This window comes from Pseudomonas sivasensis (assembly GCF_052938085.1).
Genome location: NZ_CP176442.1, coordinates 3890956 through 3903590, shown reverse-complemented (window position 1 = coordinate 3903590; position 12635 = coordinate 3890956). Strand labels below are relative to the sequence as shown.

General features: G+C 62.0%; 11 protein-coding genes and 2 pseudogenes. 8 read left to right on the top strand and 5 right to left on the bottom strand.

What is annotated here, in order from left to right:
- Positions 1 to 24 precede the first annotated feature (24 nt).
- From ACKZ62_RS17845 to ACKZ62_RS17830, 4 genes are read left to right on the top strand one after another with little or no spacing between them, the layout of a single operon-like run.
- Positions 25 to 1119, top strand: a complete 1095-nt coding sequence (locus ACKZ62_RS17845) for a fatty acid desaturase family protein (RefSeq protein WP_095186016.1) — start codon at positions 25 to 27, stop codon at positions 1117 to 1119.
- Between the two features lie 27 nt (positions 1120 to 1146).
- Entirely contained in the window at positions 1147 to 1467 is a 321-nt protein-coding gene (locus ACKZ62_RS17840; protein WP_032888397.1) for a MocE family 2Fe-2S type ferredoxin, read from the top strand.
- 2 nt (positions 1468 to 1469) lie between these two features.
- The gene (locus tag ACKZ62_RS17835) at positions 1470 to 2669 is read left to right on the top strand and encodes an NAD(P)/FAD-dependent oxidoreductase (protein ID WP_447095605.1); all 1200 of its coding nucleotides are present in this window, start codon (positions 1470 to 1472) and stop codon (positions 2667 to 2669) included.
- 1 nt (position 2670) lies between these two features.
- Positions 2671 to 3495 carry a sugar phosphate isomerase/epimerase family protein gene (locus ACKZ62_RS17830; RefSeq protein WP_095186014.1) on the top strand — a complete coding sequence of 275 codons (825 nt, stop codon included), beginning with the start codon at positions 2671 to 2673 and terminating at the stop codon, positions 3493 to 3495.
- Between the two features lie 1280 nt (positions 3496 to 4775).
- Here ACKZ62_RS17830 and ACKZ62_RS17825 read toward each other — a convergent pair.
- Positions 4776 to 5651 (bottom strand): undecaprenyl-diphosphate phosphatase, encoded by an 876-nt coding sequence (locus tag ACKZ62_RS17825; protein WP_122763606.1) that lies wholly within the window; start codon positions 5649 to 5651, stop codon positions 4776 to 4778.
- A 178-nt stretch (positions 5652 to 5829) separates the two neighbouring features.
- Between ACKZ62_RS17825 and ACKZ62_RS17820 the strand changes: the two genes are divergently transcribed.
- On the top strand, positions 5830 to 6336 hold the full coding sequence (locus ACKZ62_RS17820; protein ID WP_032888441.1) for a GNAT family N-acetyltransferase: 507 nt from the start codon (positions 5830 to 5832) through the stop codon (positions 6334 to 6336).
- Here ACKZ62_RS17820 and ACKZ62_RS17815 read toward each other — a convergent pair.
- The gene (locus ACKZ62_RS17815) at positions 6314 to 7258 is read right to left on the bottom strand and encodes a GlxA family transcriptional regulator (protein WP_447095604.1); all 945 of its coding nucleotides are present in this window, start codon (positions 7256 to 7258) and stop codon (positions 6314 to 6316) included. The genes ACKZ62_RS17820 and ACKZ62_RS17815 overlap by 23 nt on opposite strands.
- A gap of 173 nt (positions 7259 to 7431) precedes the next feature.
- Here ACKZ62_RS17815 and ACKZ62_RS17810 point away from each other — a divergent pair.
- The 3 genes and pseudogenes from ACKZ62_RS17810 (at position 7432) to ACKZ62_RS17800 (ending at position 9935) form a co-directional block, all read left to right on the top strand.
- Positions 7432 to 8059, top strand: a pseudogene (locus tag ACKZ62_RS17810) (TetR/AcrR family transcriptional regulator).
- Positions 8056 to 8733 (top strand): type 1 glutamine amidotransferase domain-containing protein, encoded by a 678-nt coding sequence (locus ACKZ62_RS17805; protein ID WP_095186012.1) that lies wholly within the window; start codon positions 8056 to 8058, stop codon positions 8731 to 8733. The pseudogene ACKZ62_RS17810 and the gene ACKZ62_RS17805 overlap by 4 nt, the downstream one beginning before the upstream one ends.
- Before the next feature lie 77 nt (positions 8734 to 8810).
- Positions 8811 to 9935: an alkene reductase gene (locus ACKZ62_RS17800; RefSeq protein WP_447095603.1), complete on the top strand. Its 1125-nt coding sequence runs from the start codon at positions 8811 to 8813 to the stop codon at positions 9933 to 9935.
- A 123-nt stretch (positions 9936 to 10058) separates the two neighbouring features.
- Here the strand turns inward: ACKZ62_RS17800 and ACKZ62_RS17795 are convergent.
- The 3 genes and pseudogenes from ACKZ62_RS17795 to ACKZ62_RS17785 form a co-directional block, all read right to left on the bottom strand.
- A pseudogene (locus ACKZ62_RS17795) lies at positions 10059 to 10250 on the bottom strand (zinc-binding dehydrogenase); the annotation flags it as partial.
- Between the two features lie 134 nt (positions 10251 to 10384).
- Entirely contained in the window at positions 10385 to 11383 is a 999-nt protein-coding gene (locus ACKZ62_RS17790) for an NAD(P)H-quinone oxidoreductase (protein WP_122681475.1), read from the bottom strand.
- Entirely contained in the window at positions 11380 to 12606 is a 1227-nt protein-coding gene (locus ACKZ62_RS17785; protein ID WP_447095602.1) for a YbfB/YjiJ family MFS transporter, read from the bottom strand. Before ACKZ62_RS17785 ends, ACKZ62_RS17790 begins: the two co-directional genes overlap by 4 nt.
- Positions 12607 to 12635 lie beyond the last annotated feature (29 nt).

Below are 12635 nucleotides of genomic sequence, written 5' to 3'. Positions count from 1 at the left end.
CACCGCTTGCGGAGAACAATAACAATGCCCGAACACACCGTTCATAGCGCTCGGCGCGACTACAGCCTCACCGGCCCCGAAGCCGCCCGCGCCGCTGAAAAAGGCCTGGTCTCGGCCAGTTGGTACCAATCGCCGATTTCCCGTAAACGCATGAAAGAACTGATGCAGCGCCGCGACGGCCCGGCCTTGCGCGACACCGCCCTCTGGGTGAGCGCGCTGTTCGCCACCGGCTTCGGCGGCTACTGGTTCTGGGGCACTTGGGCCTGCGTGCCGTTTTTCCTCGCCTATGGGGTGCTCTACGGCACCGCGTCCAACCCGCGCTGGCATGAAACCGGCCACGGCACCGCGTTCAAGACCCGCTGGATGAACGACGTGCTGTACCAGGTCGCGAGTTTCATGTGCATCTTCGAACCCCACGTATGGCGCTGGAGTCATGCCCGGCACCACACCGACACCATTGTGGTTGGCCGCGATCCAGAGATTGTCGAACCGCGCCCGCCGAGCTTCTTGATGATGTTTCTGAGCCTGTTCAATTTGCCGCTGGCCTGGAAGACCTTCAGCGGGGTGGCACGCCATGCGGCCGGCCAGATGAGTGCCCAGGAAGCGGACTTTATCCCCGAGTCCGAATGGCCCAAGGTGTTCCGCGCCGCGCGGATCTGGGTCGGCATTTATGCGGTGGTCATCGGCACCGCGTTGTACCTGCACAGCTGGTTGCCGCTGATGCTGGTTGGGCTGCCAAGTATCTACGGCGCCTGGCTCGGCTACCTGTTTGGCCTCACCCAGCATGTGGGCCTGGCCGAAGACGTGCTCGACCACCGCAGCAACTGCCGCACCATCTACATGAACCGCGTGCTGCGCTTTCTCTACATGGACATGAACTACCACCTCGAACATCACATGTACCCGATGGTGCCGTACCACGCCCTTGCGCAGTTGCACGAGGAAATCCGCAATGACTGCCCACCGCCATACGCCACTATTTTCGAGGCGTACAGGGAGATCATTCCGACGATCCTGAAGCAGCGCAGCGACCCGACGTATTTCATCCAGAGGCCGATTGGCCCGAGTGCGGAACCGACTGCCCGCGCCCCAATGCATGCCGAAGCCGCCGCCAGCTGAATCTCATCTATAACAAGAGAAAACGCCATGAACGATCAATGGATCGACGTCTGCGCCGTGGGCGAAATAGACGAAGAAGATGTGCTGCGCTTCGATCACGGGCCGCACACCTACGCGGTTTACCGCTCGGCGGACAATGAGTTTTTCGCCACAGCAGGCCTGTGCACCCACGAGAAAATCCACCTCGCCGATGGCCTGGTGATGGACCACATCATCGAATGCCCCAAGCACAACGGACGCTTCGATTACCGCACCGGCAAGGCCATGGGCGCACCGGTGTGCGTCAATCTCAAGACCTACCCGGTGCGGGTCGAAGCGGGGCGGGTACTGCTCGCTGTCACGGCGTGATCATGAACGCACCCTTGATCATCGTCGGCGCCGGCCATGCTGGTGGCCGTGCGGCGCTGACCCTGCGCGAAGAGGGTTATACCGCACGCCTGATCCTGATCGGCGACGAGCCGCACTTGCCCTACGAGCGGCCGCCCCTGTCCAAGGGGTTGTTGCAGGGCAGCATGGACCTGGCGGGATGCAGCCTGTGCGACAGCGCCCGGCTGGCCGAGTTGGGCATCGAACATATCGCGGGTAACCCCGTCAGCCAATTGGACCCGCTTCAACAGCGTCTGCAATTGGCCGACGGCCAGTGGCTGTCCTACGCCGGCCTGTTGCTGGCTACCGGGGGCAGGGCGCGGCGTCTGCGCCAGGAACAGGCCAACGTGCTGTACCTGCGCACCCACGATGAAGCGCTGGCACTGAAATCCGCGTTGCAGCCCGGCGTGAAACTGGTGATTGTCGGCGGCGGCTTTATCGGCCTGGAAGTGGCCGCGACTGCCCGAGGCATGGACTGCGAAGTCACGGTGCTCGAAGCTGGGCCGCGCCTGGCCGGCCGCGTGTTGCCGCCGGTGATCAGCCAGGCGCTGCTGGATCTGCACCGCCAGCAAGGCGTGGACGTGCGCTTGAACGTGGCGCTGGAATCCATCCATGACGATGCCGTGCAACTGGTCGACGGGCAGGTGCTGCCGTGTGACCTGGTGGTGGTCGGCATCGGCATGCAACCGAACATCGAGCTGGCCGTGGCGGCGGGGCTGGAGGTGGGGCAGGGCATTCGCGTTGACGCGCATTTACGCACCAGTGCGCCGGGCATCTACGCGGCAGGTGACGTTTGCGAGTTTCGCCTCGGCGGCGAGTACCAACGCCAGGAAACCTGGCGCAACGCCGAGGCTCAGGGGCGGCATGCCGCACTCAATATGCTGGGGCGCGAGGTCCCCTTTGAGGCGATCCCCGGCTTCTGGTCCGACCAGTACGACTGGGGCTTGCAGACCGTGGGCGTGATCACCCCGCACATGATCAGTCGCGTCTTGCCAGCCGGCGGCCTGTTGCTGTTCTACCTCGATGCTGACGCGCGGTTGCAAGGTGCGTGCGGTTGGGCGCCCGGCAACAGCGTCGCCAAGGACATCAAGCTGTGTGAGCGCCTGATCACCGCGCGCACGGTGCTCAACCCGTCCAGTCTGGCGGACCCTGAACTGTCCCTTAAACAATTGCTGCGGAGCTGATATGCGCCGATTCCTAGTGTTCCAATCCCTGTGGGCCATGCAAACCGAGCCCGGTCCGCTTGAAGCGCAGTTGGATCGAATCGCCGCTGCCGGCTTCGACGGCATCACCGATCACTACTGGAAGCCCGCCGCGGTGACACGCCTGCACGCCGCGGCCACGGCGCGGGGCTTACAGATCGAAGGCCAGCTTTTCCCACAGTCGGTGGACGACCTGGCCGCCGCACTGGATGTGATCAGCCGCTACGGCTGCCACCACCTCACCCTGCAAGCCGACGTACGCCCGCGCACCCAGGCCGACGCGGCGCGGCTGGTCGAAGGTTGGCAGCGCCTGGCCGAGCAGGTGGATTTCCCGGTACTGCTGGAAACCCACCGTTATCGCCTGACCAACGACCTGCTGTTCACCCTCGACCTGCTGGCGCAAATGCCCGACTTGAAGTTGCTGGCCGACCTGTCCCACTACGTGGTCGGACGCGAATTGCCCGAACCGGGCGCGGTGGAGGACGATGAACAGATCCGCACGATCCTGCGTCACAGTTGGGGCTTTCATGGGCGCGTGGCCAGCAGCGAGCAGGTTCAGGTCTCAATGGAGTTCCCCCAGCATCACGCCTGGGTCGAACGGTTTACCGGCTGGTGGCGCTACGGTATTGAAGACTGGTTGGCTCGCCCGGACACAGGGCAGAGTCTGTCGTTCACCTGCGAACTGGGCCCGCCGCCGTATGCGATTACCGGTGCGGACGGGCGTGAAATAAGTGATCGTTGGGCCGAGGCGTTGAAGCTGCAGAGGATGATTCGCCAGGTTTGGAGCGATTGCCAAAGCCGGGTCTGAAGGCTGCAGTACGAGCGTGGGCATGTTCTTTGTAGTGAGCGGGCTTGCCCCGCGCTGGGCTGCGAAGCGGCCCCAAAACCTGCCCCCCGGATTTACCTGAAGAAACGCGGTGTTCTCAATGGGGCCGCTTCGCAGCCCAGCGCGGGGCAAGCCCGCTCACCACAGAAGCAAGTTCACCACAGAAGCAAGTTCACCACAGAGGCAACTCATCTCAGAAGCAAACCCATCTCAGAAGCAAGCTCACACTGGGCCGAGGCGTTGAAGCTGCAGAGGATGATTCGCCAGGTTTGGAGCGATTGCCAAAGCCGGGTCTGAAGGCTGCATTACGAGCGTGGGCATGTTCTTTGTAGTGAGCGGGCTTGCCCCGCGCTGGGCTGCGAAGCGGCCCCAAAACCTGCCCCCCGGATTTACCTGAAGAAACGCGGTGTTCTCAATGGGGCCGCTTCGCAGCCCAGCGCGGGGCAAGCCCGCTCACCACAGAAGCAAGCTCACCGCAGAAGCAACTCATCTCAGAAGCAAACTCACCACAGAGGCAACTCATCTCAGAAGCAAGCTCACACTGGGCCGAGGCGTTGAAGCTGCAGGGGTTGATTCGCCAGGTTTGGAGCGATTGCCAAAGCCGGGTCTGAAGGCTGTATTACGAAAGTAGGCATATTCTTTGTGGTGAGCGGGCTTGCCCCTCGCTGGGCTGCGAAGCGGCCCCAAAACCTGCCCCCCGGGATTTACCTGAAGAAACGCGGTGTTCTCAATAGGGCCGCTTCGCAGCCCAGCGCGGGGCAAGCCCGCTCACCACAGAAGCAAGCTCACTACAGAAGCAAGCTCACTACAGAAGCAAACTCACTACAGAAGCAAACTCACTACAGAGGCAAGTTCACCACAGAGGCAACTCATCTCAGAAGCAAGCTCACACTGGGCCGAGGCGTTGAAGCTGCAGGGGTTGATTCGCCAGGTTTGGAGCGATTGCCAAAGCCGGGGCTGAAGGCTGCATTACGAGAGTGCGCATGTTCTTTGTGGTGAGCGGGCTTGCCCCGCGCTGGGCTGCGAAGCGGCCCCAAAACCTGCCCCCGGGATTTACCTGAAGAAACGCGGTGTTCTCAATGGGGCCGCTTCGCAGCCCAGCGCGGGGCAAGCCCGCTCACCACAGAAGCAACAGCAACTCATCTCAGAAGCAAGCTCACCACAGAAGCAGCCCATCTCAGAGGCAACTCATCTCAGAAGCAACCCCACCACAGAAGCAATCTCCCCACCGAAGCCCGCTCATTCCTTAAGCGCACACCGCCTTACCCGGCCAATAACCCGGTACTCACCGCCACAATCAGGAACACCCCCAGCAGCGCCCGGTAGATTACGAACGGCCAGGTGGAGAACCGCTCCAAAAACTTCATCAGGCCCCAGATTGCAAAAAACGCCGAGACGCTCGCCACCACCAGGCCAAACAACAGGTGTGGCCAGGCGTGGGCCGGCAGGTCGGCGCGCAGCAGTACCCACAGTTCTTTCAAACCGGCCAGGGCAATGGCTGGCAGGCCCAGCAGGAAGGAAAACCGCGCGGCTTCTTCACGTTTGAAGTTGAGGAACAGCGCCGCAGTGAGGGTCGAGCCGGAACGCGACACCCCAGGAATCAACGCGCCAATCTGCGCCACACCGACGATCAGCGCATCGCGCAGGCGCATCTCGCTCATCTCGCGGGTATGCCGGGCACGCAGCTCGGCCGCCGCCAGTAACACCGCCATCACCAGGCAGGAAATGCCGATCACCATCAAACCGCGCAATGGCGAGTTGCAGGCGTTCAACGTCGACGACAACGCCAGGCCGGCGATGCCAATAGGGATCGTCGCCAGCACGATCGCCACCGCAAGCTTGAACCAACGGTCGTTGTAGTCGCCCCGGCGCACCGCCCCGATGCTGCCCGTGGTCACCTGGCGCACATCGCGCCAGAAATAACTGACCACCGCCGCCAGTGCGGCCAATTGCATGGCCGCCGAAAAGGCCGAACCGGGATCCTGCCAGCCGAGCAGGGCGGGCACTACGCGCATATGGGCGGTAGAGGAAACCGGCAGCAGTTCGGTAAAACCCTGGATCACACCGAGGATAAAAATCTGCAGGTAATCCAGGGACGCAAAGCCCACATCCAGGCCGGCGGAACAGACGTTCGTCAAAATACGTGTCCTTCAGAAAAGGGAGATTTCGGCGAAGTCTATTCGAAATGTTTCAGCGCTTCGGCAGGGCCAACGGCTATTTGCAATCGGTTCAGCAAGTAGAAAGGTTCGCGGCGCTATTGGACTGCGCCGAGGTTTTGTGAACAATGGCGCCCTGCGTTTTTTGATCGAGAGCCTAATGCCTGAAACTACAGTGGAACTGATCCAGACCGGCCCTGAAGCATCCGAGTTGATCCGCAATCTTTACCAGTACTACGCCTATGAGTCGTCGGACTGGGAGCAAGAAGATGTCGAGGCGGACGGCCGTTTCTATATCCATGACGAACACCTGACGCGCTACTGGCAAGACCCGCAGTGGAGCGCCAACCTGTTGCTGGTCGACGGCTATATCGCCGGCTTTCTGCTGATCGAAGGCAGTGAGTTGCCTGGCATCGACGCCCTGGAACTGGCCGACCTGTTTATCCTCAAGCGCTATCGCCGCAAAGGCATCGGCCGCGCCATCGCCACCCAGGTGCTGTGCAGCGGCGTATCGGATTGGTTGGTGCGGTTTTATGACCAGGACGAAGTGTCCCAGGCGTTCTGGCGCGCGGTGCTCGATAACCTGCCGCGCCCGGTGCAGACCATCGAGCTGGACGATGAGCCGCAGTTGGTGAGCTATTTGATTACGCGTGCGGCGCTGCATTAAACGCCTGCTGCATCGCTTGGGGTGGTTGCCCGAACGCCCGTAGAAACGCCTGACGCATGCGCTCGCGATCACCGAAGCCGGTTTCGCGGGCCACCACTTCAACCGGGTGACGACTGGTTTCCATCATCGCCCGCGCCGCTTCCACGCGCAGGGCTTCGATGGCCTTGGCCGGGGTTTGTCCGGTTTCTTCGCGGAACACCCGGCTGAACTGGCGTGGGCTCAAACGGGCGACATCTGCCAGCGCTTCCACGGACAGGTCATGAGTGAGATTCTCGCGGGCGTAGGCCAGGGCCAGTTGCACGCGGTCGGACTTGGGGTCCAGTTCCAGCAACGCCGACAATTGCGACTGCTCACTGCCGCGGCGCTGGGCGATCACCAGTTTGCGTGCAATGCGCCGGGCGAGGTCGCTGCCCAGGTCGTTCTCCACCATGGCCAACGCCATGTCCACACCGGCGCTCATGCCGGCGCCGGTCCACACTTGGCCGTCCACCACAAACAGTTTGTCTTCCTCCAGATGGATATCCGGGTAGCACTTGCGAAACGCCGGGGCGTGAATCCAATGAGTGGTGGTGCGCTTGCCCTCCAGCAATCCGGCTTCGGCCAGTACAAAGATGCCCATGCACAACGAGGCCACTCGGCGTGATTGCGCCGAAGCGGCCTTGACCAACTCCAGCAGGTTGGCCTCCGGCAGGCGGAATTCCAGGTAGCCGCTGACGATCAGGGTGTCATAGCCCTCGGGCCGAATCGGCGAGGTGTTCACCGAAAAACCCTGGGAGGTCATCACCGCGCCGCCACGCTCTGACACCAGGTGAAATTCATAGGCGGGTTCGCCCCGCAACAGGTTCGCGCACTCGAACACCGAGCCCAGGCTGAGGCTCAGGGATTGAAAGTTCGGGTAAACCATCAGCGCAACGCTGTGCATCGTCATTCTCCAAGGGGCGCGGGAGGGTGGATTGTCGGCGCGTGCCGGGTAAACGGCAACCCGCCTCGGGCGATGTCCGGAATCCTTGCGTATCTGACATTGTGAGGGTTCGACTCGGCCCCTAACATTGCCTCAACGAACTAGACGACTGGTCTAATCGGTTGGAGTCAAGCATGAGCAGCGAAACCAAAAATACACGACAGACCATTCTGGATGCGGCGCAAGTGCTTGTCGGCCGAAAGGGATTTTCTGCGGTGGGCCTGAACGAAATCCTTCAAGCGGCCGAGGTGCCCAAGGGGTCGTTCTATCACTACTTCACCTCTAAAGATGGCTTCGGTGTTGTGTTGCTCGACACCTACTTCGACCACTACGTGCACGGTATGCAGCAACTGTTCGACCAACCGGGTTTATCCCAGCACGCCAAGTTGATGCGCTATTGGGACGCCTGGATCGACAATCAGACCGGCTGCACCGAAGCGGGCAAATGCCTTGCCGTCAAACTGGGTGCGGAGGTGTCTGACCTTTCAGAGCCGATGCGTTTGGCCCTGCAACGCGGCACTTCGCGCACCATTGCATTACTCGCCGTGGCGCTGCAGCGCGGCGTAGAAGACGGCTCATTGCGGCTTCAACACCGCCCACAGGACTTGGCCCAGCAGCTGTATGCGCTGTGGCTGGGAAGCAGTGTCATGAGCAAGATCACCCTTACATCTGCGCCGTTTGATGAGGCGTTGCTGCTGACCCGACAGTTGTTGGGTCACCCTGAACACACTGACATTCACTGATCGAGGCACTGGAAAATGAAAGTATTAATGGTACTGACCTCTCACGACCAGCTTGGCGACACCGGCCGCAAGACCGGCTTCTGGCTCGAAGAGTTTGCCGCTCCGTATTACGCGTTCAAGGACGCCGGCGCCGACGTGGTACTGGCATCCCCAGCCGGTGGTCAGCCGCCGTTGGACCCGGTCAGCGACGAGCCGGATGCGCAAACCGAGCAGACCCATCGCTTCGCGGCCGACTCGGCGGCGCAGCAGGCGCTGGCCAACACCGTCAAGCTGGACACGGTCAACGTGGACGCCTTCGACACGGTGTTTTACCCAGGCGGCCACGGCCCGCTGTGGGACTTGGCGGAATCGCCGGTGTCCATCGCGCTGATCGAATCCTTTGAGCGTGCCGGCAAGCCGATTGGTTTTGTCTGCCACGCACCGGGCGCGCTGCGTCACGTCAAGGCGGTCAACGGTGACCCGTTGATCAAAGGCCGTCGCGTGACCGGTTTCTCCAACTCTGAGGAAGACGCCGTAGGCCTGACAAAGGTGGTGCCTTTCCTGATTGAAGATGAATTCAAGAAATTGGGTGGCAAGTATGAGAAGGGCGCCGACTGGGCATCCTTCGTTATCGTTGATGGCTTGCTGGTCACCGGGCAGAACCCCGGCAGTTCCAGCGATGTCGCCAAGGCCCTGCTGAAACTCACCGCTTAACTTAATCAACCGCTCGATTCGTTGGCGACTCTTTAGAGTCGCCAATGCTTTCGTGCGCCCAAAATTTGGAAAAACCCATGACTGACAACGTTTTAAGTACCCCGGTAAAACTGGGCAATCACACCCTGACTAACCGTGTCGTGCTGCCGCCGCTGACCCGCCAACGCAGCGCCCAGCCCGGCGATATCGCCACCGATCTGATGGCTGAGTATTACCGTCAGCGTGCCAGCGCCGGATTCATGGTCAGCGAAGGCACGCAGATTGAACCCCGTGGCCAGGGCTATACCTGGACGCCGGGCATCTACAGCCCGGCGCAGATCGACGGCTGGCGCAAAGTCACCGACGCGGTGCATGCCGACGGCGGGGTGATCTTCGCGCAACTGTGGCATGTGGGGCGCGTGTCCCATAACGCCTTGCAGCCCGACGGCGCGGCACCCGTGGGGCCATCTGCGCTGGCGGCCTTGCAAGCCAAAGCTTTTATCGCCACCGGGCCTGGCACCGGCGAACTGGTGCAACCACCCGTGCCGCGTGCGTTGAGCACCGCTGAGGTCAAGCAACTGGTCGGGCACTACGCCCAGGCTGCGCGCAATGCCCTGGACGCAGGGTTCGACGGGGTGGAAATCCATTCGGCCAATGGTTATCTGGTCAACCAGTTCATCTCGGCCCATTCCAACACCCGCGACGATGAGTACGGTGGCTCACTGGAAAACCGTCTGCGCTTTCTGCGTGAGATCGTCGAAGCGGTCAGCGCCGTGGTCGGCCCGGAACGCCTTGGCGTGCGTTTTTCACCGTTGTTCAGCGGCACCGACGAAGACCGTGTGTACATCGGCCTGGTGGAAGAAGACCCGCACCACACCTACATCGAAGCGATCAAAGTGCTGCAAGCGTCAGGCATTGCTTATGTCTCCATCGCCGAAGCCGACTGGGACAATGCGCCCATCCTGCCCGACAGCTTCCGTGAAGCCGTGCGCAGCACCTTCAGCGGCCGCATTATCTATGCCGGGCGCTACACCGCTGAACGCGGCGCGAAACTGGTGGAAGCAGGGCTGGCGGATTTGATCGCGTTTGGTCGGCCGTTTATCGCCAACCCGGATCTGCCGCAGCGGATATTCAACGGGTGGCCGCTGAATCCGCTGCGTGAAGAGGGGATGTATGGTGGGGGTGAGGAAGGGTATATCGACTACCCCACGTACCTCGGGTAGTCATGCAACCAATGTGGGAGGGGGCTTGCCCCCGATGGCGGCGGGACAGTCACAGCATCATTGACTGACCCACTGCAGTCGGGGGCAAGCCCCCTCCCACATTTGCTATCTAGTGCCTGCTGGTTACACGACCCGCAAGACAATCTTGCCAATATGATCCCCACCTTCCATCCGCGCATGGGCCTGGGCCGCGTCGGTGTATTCGTACACCTTGTCGATGATCGGCAAGCAGCGCCCGGCTTCCAGTACCGGCCAAATGTATTCACGCAACTGTTCGGCAATCGCGGCTTTTTCATCCTTGCTGCGCGCGCGCAACCCTCGGGTAGTCATGCAACCAATGTGGGAGGGGGCTTGCCCCCGATGGCGGCAGGACAGTCACAGCAGCATTGACTGACCCACTGCAACCGGGGGCAAGCCCCCTCCCACATTTGCTATCTAGTGCCTGCTGGTTACGCGACCCGCAAGACAATCTTGCCAATATGATCCCCACCTTCCATCCGCGCATGGGCCTGGGCCGCGTCGGTGTATTCGTACACCTTGTCGATGATCGGCAAGCAGCGCCCGGCTTCCAGTACCGGCCAAATGTATTCACGCAACTGTTCGGCAATTGCGGCTTTTTCATCCTTGCTGCGCGCGCGCAACAGCGAACCGGTAATCACCGCGCGTTTGCCGAGGATGGTCAGCAGGTCGACGTCGTTGGCCTTGGCGCCGCCGAGGAAACCCAGCATTACCAAGTGGCCGTCCATGGCCAGGGCCTTGAGATTGTTGTTGAGATACGAGGCTCCCATGATGTCTAGGATCACATCCACACCCTGGCCGTCAGTCTGTTGGGCAATGACGTCGGCGAAGTCCTGCTCGCGGTAATTGATCGGCGTGGCGCCCAGCTTCGCAATGGCCGCGCATTTGTCGGCGCTGCCGGCGGTGGCGAAAGCCTGGATGCCGAATTCGCGGCACAGCATCAACGCGGTCGTACCGATGCCGCTGGTGCCGCCGTGGATCAGCACGCGTTGGCCGGTGTGCGCATCGCCGAGGCCGAACAGGTTGGCCCACACAGTGAAGAAGGTTTCCGGTACGGCGGCGGCTTGAATCCAGTCCATGCCCTCGGGGATCGGCAAAGCCTGGCCGGCGGGCACCGCGCAAAACTGCGCATAACCGCCGCCATTGGTCAGGGCACACACCTTGTCGCCCAGGCTGAACGCGGTCACGCCGTCGCCCAGCGCCACCACTTCACCGGCCACTTCCAAACCCGGAATCGGGCTCATGCCGGGCTTCATCGGGTATTTGCCCGCACGTTGCAGGGCGTCGGGGCGATTCACCCCGGCGGCGTGCACGCGGATCAGGATCTCGCCGGGACCGGCCACGGGCACTTGCGCCTGGCGCGGTTGGAGCACCTCTGGGCCACCGGGCGTGGTGATTTCGATCAGGGTCATGTCGTTAGGGAGCATCATTTGAAGTTACCTGCAGCGATGAGCGTATGGGGTGGGACCGCGTCGGGCGGCCGGCGGTTCAGCAAAAGCATGACCAGTTCCAGTGCAAGGGCGACCACTATCGCCCCGGCCGCGATCATGAACAACAGCGCATGCTGGCCGCCGCTCGCATTGAACAGGGCTGAGTAAGCAAAGCCCGCGACCGCCTGAAAGGTGGCAAAGGACACCGTGGCACGGCTCCAGGCGACCTGCTGTTGGTGATGATTGGGGATCAGTTCGTGCACCCGCGCCAGCGCCAGCGGCACGATGCCCGGCGGGAAGGAGCCGAGGATGACCGCCAGTACCGCCAGTGCCGTAAACGAGCTGGCGAACGGCAACAAACCAACGGCAATCGCCTGCACCAGCAACACCACGCGGATGCTCAAGCGTGCGCCGAGCTTGTCTGCCAGGAACCCATAAGTGACGGGCCCCACAATCGAGCCCAGGCCGTACATCACCCAGATCATCGCGCCGATATGCGCCCCGGCACCCAGGCCGCGGGCCACGTAATCCACCAGAAACACCATCGCCGGCACCAGGCCCGCCGCCATAAAGGCGTATTGGGCAAACAGCAGGTACACGCCAGCAGGGGTCGGCAACGTGCTGCCCGCCGGTTGCGGTGCTTCATGCTGCGTGCCGTTGGGCCAGGCGAACCAACTGGCGGCCGTCAGCACCACCGCCAACAGACCGAGACCGAACCAGGTCTGCTGCAAACCCAGGCTCAGCAGCGGTGGGACCAGTGTGCCCGAACCGGCAATTCCCAAACCGATGCCCAGGAAGATCGCGCCACTGGCCAGGCCTCGGCGTGCGGCCGGTACATGGGGCAACACGGTCGCGGCCACCAGCACCATGATCGCGCCACCGGCAATGCCCGACAGCAGGCGCCAGCCGAAGAACCACGTCACCGACAACGGAAAACCACAGGCAAAGAACGCCAGGGTCACCGCCACCATCATCAGACGCAGGGCGCTTTTGTTGGAGCTGCGTTGGGCGAGGGGGCGGCCTATCAGCGCGCCGATCAGGTAACCCACAAGGTTGGCGGCGCCGAGGTACACCACGTCATTGGCGCTGAACCAGTGGGCCTGGATCAGCGATGGAATCAACGGCGTGTAGGCAAACCGCGCCAGGCCGATGCTGACCAGGCTGGCGCACAGGCCGGCGAAGATGGGCAGCCAGGCGGCGCTGCGTGCTTGAGTGTCTTGCATGGTGGCGATCCTGAGTATTTTTCTCTGGC

Bases quoted from the DNA above. Each gene is read 5' to 3' on its own strand.
- ACKZ62_RS17785 (WP_447095602.1), bottom strand. From the start codon at position 12,606: ATGCAAGACACTCAAGCACGCAGCGCCGCCTGGCTGCCCATCTTCGCC.
- ACKZ62_RS17820 (WP_032888441.1), top strand. From the start codon at position 5,830: ATGCCTGAAACTACAGTGGAACTGATCCAGACCGGCCCTGAAGCATCC.
- ACKZ62_RS17815 (WP_447095604.1), bottom strand. From the start codon at position 7,258: ATGCACAGCGTTGCGCTGATGGTTTACCCGAACTTTCAATCCCTGAGC.
- ACKZ62_RS17830 (WP_095186014.1), top strand. From the start codon at position 2,671: ATGCGCCGATTCCTAGTGTTCCAATCCCTGTGGGCCATGCAAACCGAG.
- ACKZ62_RS17790 (WP_122681475.1), bottom strand. From the start codon at position 11,383: ATGATGCTCCCTAACGACATGACCCTGATCGAAATCACCACGCCCGGT.
- ACKZ62_RS17840 (WP_032888397.1), top strand. From the start codon at position 1,147: ATGAACGATCAATGGATCGACGTCTGCGCCGTGGGCGAAATAGACGAA.
- ACKZ62_RS17835 (WP_447095605.1), top strand. From the start codon at position 1,470: ATGAACGCACCCTTGATCATCGTCGGCGCCGGCCATGCTGGTGGCCGT.
- ACKZ62_RS17805 (WP_095186012.1), top strand. From the start codon at position 8,056: ATGAAAGTATTAATGGTACTGACCTCTCACGACCAGCTTGGCGACACC.
- ACKZ62_RS17800 (WP_447095603.1), top strand. From the start codon at position 8,811: ATGACTGACAACGTTTTAAGTACCCCGGTAAAACTGGGCAATCACACC.
- ACKZ62_RS17845 (WP_095186016.1), top strand. From the start codon at position 25: ATGCCCGAACACACCGTTCATAGCGCTCGGCGCGACTACAGCCTCACC.